At 63.2% G+C, this 15,987-nt stretch carries 10 protein-coding genes; 7 read left to right on the top strand and 3 right to left on the bottom strand.

Features of this window, described 5'->3' with window-relative positions; all coding sequences use genetic code 11:
- The first annotated feature begins 65 nt into the window (after positions 1 to 65).
- The 7 genes from FAS41_RS25960 to FAS41_RS25930 all read left to right on the top strand — a co-directional run bounded on the left by FAS41_RS25960 (position 66) and on the right by FAS41_RS25930 (position 8,674).
- Positions 66 to 1,859 (top strand): acyl-CoA dehydrogenase, encoded by a 1,794-nt coding sequence (locus FAS41_RS25960; RefSeq protein ID WP_138526228.1) that lies wholly within the window; start codon positions 66 to 68, stop codon positions 1,857 to 1,859.
- Between the two features lie 133 nt (positions 1,860 to 1,992).
- On the top strand, positions 1,993 to 3,015 hold the full coding sequence (locus FAS41_RS25955; protein WP_138526227.1) for a LacI family DNA-binding transcriptional regulator: 1,023 nt from the start codon (positions 1,993 to 1,995) through the stop codon (positions 3,013 to 3,015).
- Between the two features lie 55 nt (positions 3,016 to 3,070).
- On the top strand, positions 3,071 to 4,375 hold the full coding sequence (locus FAS41_RS25950) for an MFS transporter (protein ID WP_169938002.1): 1,305 nt from the start codon (positions 3,071 to 3,073) through the stop codon (positions 4,373 to 4,375).
- 30 nt (positions 4,376 to 4,405) lie between these two features.
- The gene (gene hisD / locus FAS41_RS25945) at positions 4,406 to 5,689 is read left to right on the top strand and encodes a histidinol dehydrogenase (RefSeq protein WP_138526225.1); all 1,284 of its coding nucleotides are present in this window, start codon (positions 4,406 to 4,408) and stop codon (positions 5,687 to 5,689) included.
- Between the two features lie 4 nt (positions 5,690 to 5,693).
- Positions 5,694 to 6,134, top strand: a complete 441-nt coding sequence (locus FAS41_RS25940) for an acyl-CoA thioesterase (RefSeq protein ID WP_138526224.1) — start codon at positions 5,694 to 5,696, stop codon at positions 6,132 to 6,134.
- Complete coding sequence (locus tag FAS41_RS25935; protein WP_138526223.1) at positions 6,131 to 7,033, top strand: SDR family oxidoreductase; 903 nt, start codon at positions 6,131 to 6,133, stop codon at positions 7,031 to 7,033. Before FAS41_RS25940 ends, FAS41_RS25935 begins: the two co-directional genes overlap by 4 nt.
- A gap of 42 nt (positions 7,034 to 7,075) precedes the next feature.
- Positions 7,076 to 8,674 (top strand): arylsulfatase, encoded by a 1,599-nt coding sequence (locus FAS41_RS25930; protein ID WP_138526222.1) that lies wholly within the window; start codon positions 7,076 to 7,078, stop codon positions 8,672 to 8,674.
- A gap of 315 nt (positions 8,675 to 8,989) precedes the next feature.
- Here FAS41_RS25930 and FAS41_RS25925 read toward each other — a convergent pair whose 3' ends face one another.
- From FAS41_RS25925 to FAS41_RS30905, 3 genes are all read right to left on the bottom strand, one after another.
- Positions 8,990 to 9,430, bottom strand: a complete 441-nt coding sequence (locus tag FAS41_RS25925; protein ID WP_171049555.1) for an outer membrane protein assembly factor BamE — start codon at positions 9,428 to 9,430, stop codon at positions 8,990 to 8,992.
- Between the two features lie 50 nt (positions 9,431 to 9,480).
- Positions 9,481 to 15,234: a YadA-like family protein gene (locus tag FAS41_RS25920; RefSeq protein ID WP_169937994.1), complete on the bottom strand. Its 5,754-nt coding sequence runs from the start codon at positions 15,232 to 15,234 to the stop codon at positions 9,481 to 9,483.
- Between the two features lie 63 nt (positions 15,235 to 15,297).
- The coding region (locus tag FAS41_RS30905) for a tetratricopeptide repeat protein (RefSeq protein WP_171049554.1) at positions 15,298 to 15,987 on the bottom strand (690 nt) is incomplete at its 5' end.

Genomic DNA, 15,987 nt, shown 5'->3' with positions numbered 1-15,987 from the left:
GGTGGGGGCCGTCGGGCGATGGATTGGGATTCAATTCCGGCCACCTTATCCCCCGGAGTCCCACCATGAGCGAGTACTCAGCCCCCCTGCGCGACATGCAATTCATCCTCGACGATCTCGGCCTGCTCGCACGCCTCCAGGCGCTGCCTGGCCAGGAAGAGATCGGCAGCGACCTAGCCCAGGCCATTCTGGCCGAGGCCGGGCGCTTCGCCAGTGGTGTTCTGGCGCCGCTCAACAGTGTCGGTGACCGCCAGGGTGCGCGCTGGAATGACGGGGCCGTGCGCACCGCCGATGGCTGGAAGCATGCCTACAAGCAATTTGTCGAAGGCGGTTGGAATGCCCTCTCCTGCTCGCCGGAGTTCGGTGGCCAGGGTATCGCCCGGCTGCTGTCGGCAGCGGTGGAGGAAATGTGGAACGCCGCCAACGTCGCTTTCGGCCTCTGCCCGATGCTCACCCGCGGCGCCATCGAGGCCGTCGAACTGCACGGCAGCGCTGCACTCAAGGAAACCTGGCTGCCGAAGCTGATCAGCGGCGAGTGGACCGGCACCATGAACCTGACCGAGCCGCAGGCCGGTTCCGACCTCGCCGCCGTGCGCAGTCGTGCCGAACGCAACGGCGACGGCACCTATCGGGTCTTCGGCCAGAAGATCTTCATTACCTACGGCGAGCACGATCTCACCGAGAACATCGTGCACCTGGTCCTGGCACGGGTTCCTGGTGCGCCCGAGGGGGTCAAGGGCATTTCGCTATTCCTAGTACCGAAGGTGCTGCTCGACGCCTCGGGCAAGCCGGATGCGCGCAACGATGTGCGCTGCGTGTCCATCGAGCACAAGCTCGGCATCCATGGCAGCCCCACCGCAGTCCTCGCCTTCGGCGACCGCGACGGTGCCGTCGGCTGGCTGGTAGGCGAGGAAAACCGCGGCCTGGAATACATGTTCAGCATGATGAACGCTGCGCGGTTCTCGGTCGGCATCGAGGGCATTGGTCTCTCGGAGCGGGCCTATCAGCGCGCCCTGGCCTATGCCCGCGAGCGCCGCCAGGGTGGCGAACTGGGCAGTGCGAGCCGCGAGAAGGTCGCAATCCTCCGCCATCCGGATGTGCGCCGCATGCTGCTGTCGATGAAATCCCGCGTCGAAGCGATGCGTGCACTGGGCTACGAGGTCGCTCTGGCGATGGACGTCGCCAGCGGCCACCCGGATCCGGAGGTGCGCCGGGAACAGCAGGCCTTCGTCGACTTGCTGATCCCGGTGGTCAAAGCCTGGAGCACGGAGAACGCCATCGACATCGCCTCGCTGGGCGTGCAGATCCATGGTGGCATGGGCTTCATCGAGGAAACCGGCGCAGCCCAGCACCTACGCGATGCCCGCATCACAACGATCTACGAAGGCACCACCGGCATCCAGGCCAATGACCTGGTCGGCCGCAAGATCGCACGGGATCGCGGTGTCGCGGCACTGGCGCTGATTGCTCGGATGCGCGATTGCGCCCGTCGCCTGCCGCGCAGCGAGGACGCCCTGGAGCCGATCGGCCATGCGCTCGACCTGGCGCTGGACGCCCTGGAGCGTGGCGTGTCCTGCATCGTCCAGCGCCACGACCAGCAACCACGCGAGATTGCCCTCGGCGCAGTGCCTTTCCTGCAACTGTTCGGTCTGGTAGCTGGTGGTTGGCAACTGGCCAGTTCAGCCCTTGTGGCCTGGCAGCGCCTGCAGGACGGCACGGGCGATCCCGCGTTCTATCGCGCCAAGCTGCACACGGCGCAGTTCTATGCCTGCCACCTGCTACCCACGGCGGACGGTCTGGCGCGGGTGCTCACCGACGGCGGCGAGTCGGCACTGGAGATGGACGACGAGAGCTTCTGATCCGCTACCTGAAACCCGCCTTGCGGTCGCTGCATGGCTTCCCCCCTCATAGGGGGGAGGTCTCGCCCCCCGAAGGGCGCGGGTAGCATCCAGGCCATGTGTGCACACGGTTGCACGGCCACTGGAATCGCTCATGTCGCGCGTCACCCCGCCCCCTTCCGCGACCACGCGGACCACCGCCAAAGACCTCGCCGTGCGCCTGGGCGTGGCGACCTCCACCATCACGCGCGCATTCGACGAACACTCGCGGATATCGCCTGAACTACGCGGGCGAATCCTCGCCATCGCCGATGAGCTGGGCTATCGACCTAACGCCATCGCTCGCTCCTTGAACCGGCGCAAGACTGGCATCGTCGCGCTGGTGATCGGCAGTCTGGGCAATCCTTTCTACCCGGCACTACTTGAAACCTTTGCCCTGCGCCTGCGCCAGGAAGGCCGGCAGTTGCTGATGTTCGTCGTGCCGCCGGGCGGCGATGCCGACCAGTCGATGCCGCAACTCCTGCAGTACCAGGTCGACGCCATCGTGGTGACCGCCGCGAAGCTCTCCTCGCGCATGTCCGAACTCTGCGCGCAACAAGGCATCGCGGTGGTGTTCCTCAACCGGCGTGTGGAAGACCCGAGCGTCTGGTCGGTCTGCTGTGACAACCAGCGCATGGGCCGCGAAGTCGCCGTTTACCTGGCCGGCAGCGGTCGCCGAGCCTGCGCATTCGTCTCCGGTGACCCTGGAATTTCCACCACCACCGACCGCCTGTACGGGTTCAAGCAGGGCCTCGCGGAGCACGGCCAACAGCTCGTTGCCTGCATTGCGGGTGGCTACACGTACGACGGCGCACGACAAGCCGCCGGCCAGCTTTTCAGCAAAACCGCGCCCGCCATCGACGCGGTGTTCTGCGCCAACGACGTGATGGCCCTCGGCGTACTCGCCCACGTTCGCCAGAACACATCCCTGCGGGTCCCGGAGGACGTGGCGCTGGTCGGTTTCGATGACATCCGCGACGCGGCCTATCCGGAGCACTCACTGACCACGGTGCACCAGCCGCTGGACAGGATGATCGATTGCGCCATCGAGCTGCTCGGCACAGGGCGCCCCAACGGCAGCCTCACCGATGCGCTGCGCGAGGTGCCAGGGCGCCTGGTACTGCGCTCCAGCGCCTGAAGCTTCATCGCATTTCCCGTCACGCCTACCCAACAACGACAACAAGGAGACAGGCATGAACACACAAGTGTCCCAGGACGACAACGCGATGTACCTGAAGATCAGCTGGCGGATTATGCCGCTGCTGCTGGTGGCTTACGTGGTGGCCTTCCTAGACCGGATCAACGTCGGCTACGCGCAGTTGCAGATGAAGGAAACGCTGGCATTCAGCGATACCGTCTATGCCATGGGCGCCGGGGTGTTCTTCATCGGCTACCTGCTGTTCGAGGTACCGAGCAACCTGATGCTGGAACGGGTCGGCGTGCGCCGCACGCTCCTGCGCATCATGGTCTGCTGGGGTTTGGTGGCGATGGCGATGATGTTCGTGCGCACACCCTTGCAGTTCTACGTCCTGCGCTTCCTCCTGGGCGCGTTCGAAGCCGGCTTTACCCCGGGCGCCCTTCTCTATCTGACCTACTGGTACCCGCCGGCACGGCGTGCGCGGATGATCGCCGTGTTCCTGCTTGGCGCCATCATCGCCGCGCTGGTTGCCGGCCCGTTGTCGGGCGCCATCATGAAGTACCTGCACGGCACCAACGATTGGCATGGCTGGCAGTGGCTGTTCCTCCTGCAGGGTCTGCCTGCCCCGCTGCTCGGCCTGCTGGCCTGGTACGTGCTGGTCGACCGCCCCGAACAGGCCAACTGGCTGAGCGCTGATGAAAAGGCCCGGCTGCGCCAGCAGTTCGACGAGCAGGCCGAGGCACCAGGCAGCGCTCGCCATGGCTCGTTGCTTGGCCTTCTAGGCGATTTCAAGGTCTGGGCGTTGTCGCTGGTCTATCTGCTGATGGTCGCCGGTACCTACAGCATGGTGTTCTGGACCCCGACCCTGATTCGCAGTTGGGGCGTCTCCGACGTCTTGCAGATCGGCGTGTACGCCACCGTTCCACAACTCTTCGCCATCGCTGGGGTGCTGCTGCTCGGCCGCAGCTCGGATCGCCACCGCGAACGGCGCTGGCACTTCGGCTTCGGGGCGCTGACGGCCATGACCGGCCTGCTCGTCATCACCCTTGGCCAGGGTCAGCTGGGCATCTCCCTGGCCGGCCTGTGCCTGGCGATCCTGGGGATCGCCGCGGTCACGCCGGTGTTCTTCGCCCTCGCATCCGAGTACCTGCCGCGCGCCTCGGTAGCTGCCGGCATCGCCCTGATCAGCAGCATCGGCAACCTGGGCGGCGCCATTAGCCCGCCGATCACTACCGCCCTGAATACCGCCAGCGGCGGCACCAGCTACAGCCTGCTGTTCGTGATGGGGCTCTACCTGCTGGCCACCTGCATCGTCCTGACGGTTGTGCGACCGGCCGCCATCCCTCTTCGCGCCGCCTGAGGCGGCGACCACTGCCCATAGGAGCCCTAAATGATCCAACAACTCAAGAAAGGCCAGTCGGCCCAGGCCAAGGCCTCCGACCAGGCACAGGTGCGCAGCACCGTCGAAGCCATCCTCGCCGACATCGAGGCGCGCGGCGACGCAGCGGTGCGCGACTATTCCGGCAAGTTCGACCGCTGGACGCCGAGCAGCTTCCGCCTGACGCCGGAGCAGATCGCCGCCTGCATCGCCGGCCTGCCGCAGCAGACGCTCGAGGACATCCGCTTCGCCCAGGCGCAGATCCGCCGTTTCGCCCAGGTGCAGAAGGACTCTCTGCACGATGTCGAGGTGGAAACTCTGCCGGGCGTGGTGCTCGGCCATCGCAACATCCCGGTCAACTCGGTGGGCTGCTACATCCCCGGCGGCAAGTACCCGCTGATCGCCAGCGCGCACATGAGCGTGCTGACGGCCAAGGTGGCCGGGGTGAAGCGCGTGATCGCCTGTGCGCCGCCGTTCGAAGGCCAGCCCTGCCCCGAGATCGTCGCAGCCATGCACCTCGCGGGCGCGGACGAGATCTACTGCCTGGGTGGCGTACAGGCTGTAGCGACGATGGCCATCGGCACTGAAAGCATCGAGCCGGTGGACATGCTGGTCGGCCCCGGCAACGCCTATGTCGCCGAAGCCAAGCGCCAATTGTTCGGGCGCGTCGGCATCGACCTGTTCGCCGGCCCGACCGAGACCCTGGTGATCTGCGACGACAGTGTCGACGCCGAACTGGTCGCCGTTGACCTGCTGGGCCAGGCCGAGCACGGCCCAACCTCACCGGCCTACTGCATCACGACCAGCCGGCAGATCGCCGAGGAACTGCCGGCCGCCATTGAGAAGGTACTGTCGCGCTTGGACACCGCGCCGATCGCCAGCGTGGCCTGGCGCGATTTCGGCGAGATCCATCTGTGCGACAGCGACGAGGAAGCCCTGGAGGTCGCCGAGCGCCTGTGCTCGGAACATGTACAGGTGATGACCCGCGACCCGGACTGGTATCACGCCCGCATGACCCGCTACGGCGCGCTGTTCCTCGGCCACCGCACCAATGTCAGCTACGGCGACAAGGTGATCGGCACCAACCATACACTGCCGACCATGGGGGCCGGGCGCTACACCGGCGGGCTGTGGGTCGGCAAGTTCATCAAGACCCATACCTACCAGCGGGTGCTCACCGACGCAGCAAGCGTGATGGTCGGCGAATACTGCTCGCGCCTTTGCGGCTACGAGCACATGTCCGGGCACAAGGAGCAGGCGGACATCCGCGTGCGCCGCCTGAAGCAGGAGGCCTGATGCCATGGGCAAACCCACACCGAATGAGCGCACTGACTACCGCTATTTCCGCGACATCACCACGCGCTGGATGGACAACGACGTCTATGCCCACGTCAACAACGTCGTCTACTACAGCTGGTTCGACACCGTGGTGAATGGCTGGCTGCTGGAGCGCGACCTGCTGGACTTCGTCGAGAGCCCAACGGTTGGTCTAGTGGTCGAAACCACCTGCAGCTACTTCTCCTCCATCGCCTTCCCCGATCTGGTGCGGGCCGGCCTGCGGGTCACGCACCTGGGCACCTCGAGCGTGCGCTACGAGGTTGGCCTGTTCGCCAATGACAATAGCGACGCGTCGGCACAGGGGCATTTCGTGCACGTCTACGTCGACCGTGTGACGCGGCGTCCGGTAGCGCTGCCGGTGGCGCTGCGCCAGGCCCTGGAAAGCATCCAGGTGGCGCCATGATCGACTTCGAGGGGCGCGTGGCGGTGATCACCGGAGCAGCATCAGGGCTGGGCAAGGCTTTTGCCGAGAGAGGCTTCGAGCTGGGCATGAAGCTGGTACTGGCCGACATCCAGGCCGATGCGCTCGATGCAACGGTCACCGAACTGCGGGAGCGCGGAGCCAGTGTCATCGGCCTGCGCACGGATGTTTCCCGTGCCGATCAGGTTCAGGCCCTGGCTGACGGCGCGCTGGCCGAGTTCGGCGCGGTCCACTTGTTGTTCAACAATGCCGGAGTGCTGGTCGGCGGCCTGGTCTGGGAGAACAGCGAGAAGGACTGGGACTGGGTGCTGGGTGTGAACGTCCGCAGCGTGATCCATGCAGTACGCATCTTCACCCCTTTGATGCTGGCGGCAGCTGCCTCCGACGCGGCCTACGAGGCGCATATCGTCAACAGTGCCTCGATGGCCGGCTTGCTCAATGCGCCGGCCCAGGGCGTCTACAACCTGAGCAAGCATGCGGTGGTATCGCTCAGCGAGACGCTTTATCACGATCTCGCCCTGGTCGGCGATCAGGTTCATTGCTCGGTGTTGTGCCCCTACTTCGTACCGACCGGTATCAGCCAGTCCGCCCGCAACCGACCCAACGAGCTCAGCGATGCCACGGCACCCACCCGTTCCCAGCTGGCCGCCATGGAGCGGAACCGCAAGGCCACCGGCGCCGGGCGGGTAAGTGCCGAGCAGATTGCCAGGCTGACCTTCGAGGCCATCGGCCGTCGCGATTTCTACATCTACTCGCACCCACATGCCATGGGGGCGGTGCGCGCCCGCCTTGAAGCCATCGTCGAGCAGCGTAACCCGCCCGACCCCTTCGCCGAGCACCCGGAGCTACGCCGCCAGTTGGTCGAGTCCCTGCGCAGCTGAAACATCGTTCCATTCAACTCCAGAACAATAACGAGGCTGATCATGATTCATCCCATCAAGTGGCTGATTACCCTACTGAGCGTCTGCGCAACTCTACTGGCGAGTTCCCTGGCCCAGGCCGGGCCGGCCAAGCCCAACATCCTGGTGATCTGGGGCGACGACATCGGCTGGCAGAACGTGAGCGCCTACGGCATGGGCACCATGGGCTATACCACGCCGAACATCGACAGCATCGGCATGGCCGGCATCCGTTTCACCGACCATTACGGGCAGCCTTCCTGTACTGCCGGCCGCGCGGCCTTCATTACCGGGCAGTACCCCATCCGCTCCGGCATGACCACCGTGGGGCAACCGGGCGACAAGCTCGGCCTGCAGGCGGCCTCGCCGAGCCTTGCGGAAGTCCTGAAACAGGTCGGCTATCGCACTGGCCAGTTCGGCAAGAACCACCTGGGCGACAACAACCCCAACCTACCCACGGTGCATGGCTTCGACGAGTTCTACGGCAACCTGTACCACCTCAATACCGAGGAGCAGCGCGAGTATGTCGACTACCAGAACTTCGCCAGCACTTATCCCGGCGGACCGGAAGCCTTCGCGAAGAAGTTCCAGACCCGTGGCGTTCTCCACACCTTTGCCAGCGACAAGGACGATCCGACGGTAGACCCGCGATTCGGTCGTGTTGGCAAACAGACCATCGAGGACACTGGACCGCTGACCATGGCACGCATGGAAGATTTCGACGGCGGCGAGGTGATTCCTCGGGCAATCGAGTTCATGCGCAAGGCGCAGAAGGACGACAAGCCATTCTTCGTCTGGCTCAACACCAGCCGTATGCACCTCTATACGCATCTCAACGAGCAATGGCGCCACGCTGCGGCCAAGTACACTCACGAAGAGGATGCCCAGGGCAGCGGCATGCTTCAGCATGATCACGACATCGGCCAGGTACTCGACTTCCTCAAGGCAAACGGCCTGGAGGACAGCACTGTTGTCTGGTATTCCACCGACAATGGCCCCGAGCACTCGTCCTGGCCGGATGGCGCGACCACACCGTTCCGCGGCGAGAAGATGACCACCTACGAGGGCGGCGTCCGTGTGCCTTCCATGCTGCGCTGGCCAGGTGTGGTGAAGCCAGGGCAGATCCTCCATGGCATCCAGGCACACCAGGACATGTTCACCACCTTTGCCAGTATCGCCGGCGTGCCCGATGTGGTTGAACGAATGAAGACCGAGAAAAAACAGTACATCGATGGCATCGACAACCTCGACTACTGGACCGGCAAGTCGCCGGACAGCAAGCGCACCAGCATCCTCTACTACATCGAAGGCAAGCTGACCGCGGTGAGGATGGGGCCGTGGAAGCTGCACTTCTCCACCAAGGAGGATTACTACGCCCCGGTGTTGCCGCGTTTCGCTCCGCTGATGTTCAACCTGCGCAGCGACCCCTTCGAGAGCTACGACAGCAAGGACTCCTATGGCCACCTGATCCAGAAGTCCTCCTGGATCGCTGGCCCGATGGGCGAACTGGTCAGCGCGCACCTGAAGACGCTGATTGACTATCCACCCGTGCAATCTCCCCGATCGTTCGATCGCTCTAATCTGGTTCAGGAGACGTTGCAGGCACAGAAGAAGGCCCCATGAATCGACATAGGAAGCCACTCCAGCAGCGATACACCGCCAATGCTAGTGGGAGCCAGGCTCTCAAAAATACCCAAGCCACGGCGGCCTTCCGCTACCTCTCACAGGTTTGGTGTGATGGCTGTCGCCGTTCAGCGGCAGCCATCAGTCAGAAGCAGATATTGAGTGGTACCCAGCAACTGGACTCTGAATGACGATTAATACTGCCGATAGACACCTGAGAGGCTTACGGGACCATTGGCCGTACTCGTTGTCGGTGTACGGCCATCGGTACTCTGGATAGAGCACGCCTTGAGAAGCACGGCTGAAGTCTTCGCGCTATCGATCTGAGTGTGGCGCCACAGACCCGACGACCGGTTTCAGCTGATCAAGACAATCGGCCGGCGAGAACAGGAAGCTCTGCGCCTGCATCTCCTTGTCGAACAGCACCTTGTATTGGCATACCTGGTCAGCCAGGCCGGAACGTCGGAAGCGGAAGATGTAGTCCCACTCGCGAACACCGAGCAGTCCTTCTCTGAAATGCGGCGCACCGAGCAACTCGTAAAGTTGCCCCTTGCTCATGCCCGGCTGGATCTTCGACAGATTTTCAAGATCCGCGTAGCTGCCTTGTGGGCGGTAGGACTCGCTGACAGATGGGAACCTGGGCGCGGCGCTGTGGCCCTGATCGTCTACCTGACTGAAGGAGCCGCAGGCGCCGATTAGCAGGCCGGCGCAAGTCATGACCAGGGTGCGTACGGCGGTGGCATTGAAAGTATTCATGTTGATTTCCTGAGGCAGGCCCGGCCGAAGCCGGGCTTGGAAGTGAAAACTCACCATTGGTAACCGACGCCGACCGATACCCCGACATCGCCCTGGGTGGTGGTGCTGCCTTGCAGCTTGGTCACCCACTTGCCATTGTCGGAAATGCGCGAGACACCCACCGCCACCGCACCTTGGCCCCGATAGGTACCTGCGCCGGCCGCCGCCATGCTGGCCCCCGGGCTGTAGGGTTGCGGCAGGCTGGCCATGGCCATGGCTCCGGCGATGCCGGCGCTGAGGTCGTTGTCCAGCTCGTCGATATCCTTGCGCAGGCCCCGTGCCACCGAGTCGGTGTAAGCGTTGGTGTTGCTGGTGATGTCACCGACACTTTTGTTCAACTGGGCAACGTTCACCGCATCGGTATCGGCGCTGCCGGCAGCCACGTTGGTGATCTGCCGTTCCGCACCGACGCTGCCCACCGAAACGCTGTTGTCGCGCTGGGCCACCGAATTGGCGCCGATGGCAACCGAGTTGCGTCCCTTGGCCTTGGCGTTGGAGCCAATGGCGGTACTGTTGTCAGCCACCGCTTCGGCGCCTGCGCCCCCGGCGACCGAATCGCTGCCGGTTGCCTTCGGCTTGGGCAGCCGGCTGGTGTTGTTCACCTGGAACATGCCGTCGGTGCCGTTCTGCACGTTGGTCACATCGCCTTCGACCTTGGTCACCCGGTTGTCGAGGTTGCTGACATTAGTGGTGACATTGGCGATCTCGGTGTTGACGTTGTGGATGGAGTCGTCGGTGTATTGCTTGGACTCCGCCACGGCGCCGTCGAGCTGACGCAGATTGACGGCGTCAGTGGCCTCCTTGCCATCGGCGACGTTGCTGATAGTGCGGGTTTCACCTGTAGCAGCGTTGCCCACGGAGACGGTACCGACGCTGGCGTTGGCCGCGTTGGAGTACTTGCCGGTGTAGCTTTCCGCACCGCGGCCGTTGTCGCTGGCGCCCTGCCCCATGGCCACGCTGCCATCCGCCGTGGCACTGGCACCGTCACCCATGGCGATGGAACCCTTGCCACTGGCTTGGGCATTCGGACCGATGGCGATGGAATCGGCACCACTGGCAACCGAGTCGGCCTTGGCCGAGTTGGCGTGGAAGTACTTGATGCCGCCGCCATTGTTGATGTTGGTGATGCTGCCCTCGATGGTGGTGACGCGACCGTCGATATTGGTGACCTGAGCGTTGGTCTCGTTAAGCTGGGACATGTTCACCGCGTCGCTGTCATCAACGCCGCGCGCCACGTTGGTGATCTTGGTGCCGCCGGTTCTGGTCACGCTGTTGTAGGTGCTGCCACCCATCGTCACGCTGTTGTAGTTGATGGTGCCATCGCCATTCAGGTCGTACTTGACCGCCCCCTCGGTGGCCGCCCCGGAGACCTGTTTGAGCTGGGCAACGTTGACCGCATCGGTATCCTCTGCACCGGCCGACAGACCGGTCACACGACGCCCGCCGACGTTGACTTCGCCAGTAGCGGTACCGCCCACCAGGTAGGCCTGGTTCCCAAGGGTGCTGCCGTCGGCAACGGAGCCCGCCCCCAGCGCGATGCTGCCGTCATGGCTGGCAACCGCTCCCATTCCGATGGCTACCGAGTCCACTCCCGAGGCCACTGAGTCGGTGCCGGTGGAGTTGGCGTGGAAGTATTTGGTGCCGGTGTTGTAGATGTTCTCGACGTGGTCACCGAGGTTGGTCACATCGCCTTGCAGCGTGGTGACATCACCCTCCACATTGGTCACGCGGTTATCGATGTTGGCGACCTGGGTATTGGTCTCGTTGAGCTGAGACACATTCACCGCGTCGCTGTCGTTCATCCCATTGGCCAGGTTGGTGATGGTGGTGCCACCGATGTGCGTGCTGTTGTCATAGCTGTCGCCACCCAGGGTGATGCTGTTGTGGGTGCTGTTGTCGTACATCACCGCATCGGCCACCGAACTGGAAGTGATGGCTTTCAACTGGGCCACGTTGACAGCATCGGCGTCTTCCGCCCCCGCCGAGAGGCCGGTGATACGCCGCTCGCCGATGTTGACCTCGCCGCTCGCCTTGCCTCCCACCAGGTAGGCTTCGCTATCCAGGGTGCTGCCGTCCGCAATGGAACCGGCGCCCAGAGCGATGCTGCCGTCGTGGCTGGCAATCGCGCCCATGCCAATGGCCACTGAATCCACACCCGAGGCCATCGAATCGGTACCCGTGGAGTTGGCGTGGAAGTACTTGGTGCCGGTGTTGTAGATGTTCTCGACATGATCACCCAGGTTGGTCACATCGCCTTGCAACGTAGTGACGTCACCTTCCACGTTGGTCACACGACCATCGAGGTTGGAGATGTTCGTGGTATTGGCGTCCACCTGCTGATTGGTCGCGAACAGCTGCGAACCATTGATCGCATCCGTGGAGGTGTCAGTGATCGCACCCGCCGCCACGTTGGTCAGCACTTGAGCGGCACCCGGCGCGTAGGCATCGCCACCGGCCGCAATCAGCGAAAGCTGGTCCGTACCCGTGCGCTGCACCGGGCCGGCCACCCCATTGTTGATGTTGTTGATGCTGTTGGTGACGTTGCTTATATCCGTGGTGTTCTGGTTCACCTGCTGGTTGGTCGCGTACAGCTGCGAGCCATTTACCGCGTCGGTACTGGTGTCACTCAGCTCGCCCGCGGCAACGTTGGTGATCTTCTGCGGATCAGCGGTGCCATGGCTGGCGTCGTAGGCTCCCAGGCTGCCGTTCCACTGCAGCGCATCCTGCTGCAGAGCGGTGATGTTGATGGTGTTCTGCGTTACACGACCATCAATGTTGGTGATCGCGTCACCGACATTATTTATGGTCGTGCCATCCACGAAGTAGGTCGGAGCCGAGATCGAACCATCCGCGTTGACCGCAGAACCACCGCCCAACGCGTTGGCCGTGGAGCTGGCCAAGTCATACAGTTGCGAGCCATTGATCGCGTCGGTGGAGACCGAGTTGATTGCCCCGTCCGCCACGTTGTTCAACACCTGCGCGACGCCCGGTGCCGAGGCATCGCCACCGGCCGCAATCAGCGAAAGCTGGTCCGTGCCCGTGCGCTGCACCGGACCAATTGTGCCGTTGTTGATGTTGGTGGTGACGTTGCTGATGTCGGTGGTGTTCTGATCCACCTGTTGGTTGGTCGCATTCAACTGAGAGCCATTGATCGCGTCAGTGGATCCGGCGTTGACATCTCCTGGCGCCACGTTGGTGATCTTCAGGCCGCCGGCGTCGACTCCAACGGTGGTCACGCTCGGGCCACCGACGATGGTCAGACCGTCGTTGCTGATGGTGGTATTGCCGGTGGTCACCGAGTCGAAAACAGCGTTGTCGGCTATCTGCAGTTGCAGGTTGCCGTTGGCATCCACTTCGGTCTTCAGGTTGGCACCCGAGTAAGAACCTGCAGTAGTGGCAGCGCCCTGAATAACGAACGCTTCGCCCAGTTTCTTATCCACTGAGCCGGTATTGCCGATGAAGGTGATCGGAGTATTGGCCAGGTCGTTAAGTTGCGAGACGTTGACCGCATCGCTGTCCTTCACACCGTTGGCCACGTTGGTGATGGAGGTACCGCCGGAGTGGGTGCTGTTGTCGTAAGTGTCGCCGCCGAGGGTAATGGTGTTATGAGTGCTGTCGTCGTACATCACTGCATCGGCTGTGGCGCCCATCAACTGGGCCACGTTGACAGCGTCCGAGCCCACCAGGCCGGCAGCAACACCGGTGATCTGGCGAGTTTTGCCTTTAGATGCGTCGCCCACGCTGACTGCGCCAAGCGTACTTTTCCAGGTAGCGCTGGTATCGCTGGATGCCAATTTGGTTGACGGGTCGTACCCCGACACACCGGCAGCAGTGCTGGCCACCGAGCCCGCGCCAAGGGCGACCCCATCAACAGCGGAAGTTGTTGCTCCGCTACCCAGGGCGACCGCATTGACGGCTCCACCGGAAACCATCGCCGCATTACCAATGGCAATGCCACTGGTCGCCCCGGTCTGCGCATTAGCGCTGTTACCAATGGCAAGGGCATTGGTCGCCGACGTTGCAGCCTGATAACCAATCGCTGCGGAATTGTCGCCGGCCCCTTTCGATCCGTAGCCGATAGCGACCGCGCTGCCCTTGGACGCATTGGCACCCGAGCCGATTGCCGTGCTGTAGGAGCCACTGGCACTACTGGAATGCCCCAATGCCGTAGCTGCAGGCCCACTCGCCAGGGCGGACACGCCCACTGCAGTTGTGTTGTTGCTCGTCGCGGATGCAGAGGTACCGATAGCCAGGGCATGATCGCTGGAGGCATTGGCACTCAGGCCTATGGCGACCATGTCGGAATGCGCCGGGTTCGCGCTCGACGCTACAGCGTTGTGCCCTATTGCAATGGTGTCGTTGTTGGTGGACTTTGCTGAGTTGCCCATGGCAAGGCCACTGGAACCAGTTGCCGTCGCTCCGATGCCAGCCGCGAGCGCGTTGACTCCCGAGGCGCCATCGTTGTTGTAGTTGCTACCCGCAGTGCCGCTGTCATTGACGCTGTAGTAGTGCGCTATCGGCACAGCTTTCAGCTGGGCCACGTTGACTGCGTCGCTGTTCTGCGTACCGGCAGCCACACCATTAATCTGGCGGTATACATTGCTGGCAGCGTCGCCCACCGACGCAGAGCCATAGGTGCTCTTTGTCGAATTGATCGCTGCAGACTGCGCTGCGTTCGCACCGACGGGCACGTACCCTGCTACCCCCGAAGCTGTGCTGGCGACTGAGGATGCGCCCAGCGCTATGCCAGAATCCACGCTAGCGGAAGCCACACGGCCGAGTGCCACTGAATTGGTCCCGGCAGCATTGGCTTTGGTACCCACTGCAATCGAGCCGCTAGCGGTACTTTGCGCAAGGTAACCCAAAGCGTTGGAGTAGTCCCCTGACGCATTGCTCTGCGTACCGCCCGCGAATGATGTATACCCCGAAGCACTCGGTCCGTAGCCAATTGCCACCGAAGCGTTACCGCCGGCCTTGGCAATTCGACCGACGGCGGTTGCAGCGGCCCCTGTTGCGTTGGCACCTGCACCAAGCGCTGTAGCATCGCCATTGGTTGCCTGCGCGGTTGATCCGAATGCACTCGAATAACTTGCGCCAGCGTTGGCACCGTAGCCCACTGCAGCTGCGCCACTGTCTGCACTGGAAGCGTTGTAGCCGAGCGTGACAGCACCATCGCCTGCAGCCTTCGCGCTATCGCCAATCGCAATTGCACCCTGGCCACTGCTGCCAGAGATCAGACTCGCGCCGGTTATTGCATGCCAACCCATCGCGATGGAGAAAGCCGAGCTCGCGGAAGCCGCGTCGCCAATGGCAATTGCGTAGTCGGCACTGACGTTGGACAAGGCGCCAATTGCGACTCCCAACTGATTGCTCACGACTGCAGAGTCGCCGATCGCTACCGAGCTCGCACCTACTGCGGAGCTCTTCTGACCAACTGCCGTCGAGTTGAGTCCGGTAGCGCTAGCAGCGCTGCCAACAGCAGTACTTCCACCGGCCCCGGCCGCATTCGCTACGGCACCACTACCCAACGCGGTATTCTTCGAGTTTCCGCCATCGTCTGCCACAGCCCCCAGGTTCACCACGGAACTGGGGTCCACGGTGTAGGCCATGGCCTCTCCTCCCGATAGCCCCAGCACTACTGCCGTAACAGCGGCGGCCACTCGGCCCGCCAGGCCGCCACCCTTGCGGTGCGACTTGGCGATTTCACTTGCTGCCACCCACGCGTTGAGCGTGGCGTTCCAGACCAACCGATAGACTTTGTTCATGGCGAAAAACTCCGCCCGACCCACGAGGGCCGGATTTCATTAGGGAAAAGGGAATCTGGGGAGTTAGCGAGTTGAGACGGGCAGCGAGGCCAGCGCCTTAGCAAGCAGAGGTCGCTCAATCGAGGCGCCAGGCTGCGACAGCTCCTGCTGGTACAGGCGCATCGCAGCGGGATAATCCCGACGGACGTATTGCAGATAGCCACCGGCGAAGAACGCTGCCTCGCTGCGCGCATTGCGCCGCTGCAAGGGGTCGCTGAAGCTCATCCCGTCAATGGCGGTGAAGACCGCGCCGACGCTGCCCTCGCCGGCGTATAGCCGGCCGATGGCCTCCTGCTGAGGCGACGCGGCACGTATGCGCGATGCGGTTTCGGCGAGTTTTGCTCGATGGACAGCCGAACTGCCTTCACGTGTCCGCGCGGCCAGCCAAAGCTGCCAAAGCTGGGCATAACCGGCGACGTATGAGTCTTGGCTCGCGCTCAGTTGCTTGAAGGCTTTGCCGGCTTGTTTGAATTGGCCAACGGCGACGAGGTTTACTGCGGAAGGCACTGCGGCAGCATTTGCCAACGGCCCGGCTTGCAGGTGGTCATAGTTTTTGCGGGCCTGCTCATGTCGGCCCTCCGCGTCATCGAGCAATGCCTGCTCGAAAATGACCGAAGGTGCCTCTTGATCATTCTTCGCGACTTGCTGCAACGTCGCTTTTGCAGCAGCGATTTCACCGCGCAGAAGCAACTGCTGTGTCTGACGTACCAGGTC

Source organism: Pseudomonas nicosulfuronedens, assembly GCF_005877905.1.
Lineage (GTDB): Bacteria > Pseudomonadota > Gammaproteobacteria > Pseudomonadales > Pseudomonadaceae > Pseudomonas > Pseudomonas nicosulfuronedens.
The sequence above is the reverse complement of the archived record's forward strand: the minus strand, read 5'-3'. Positions and strand labels throughout refer to the sequence as shown.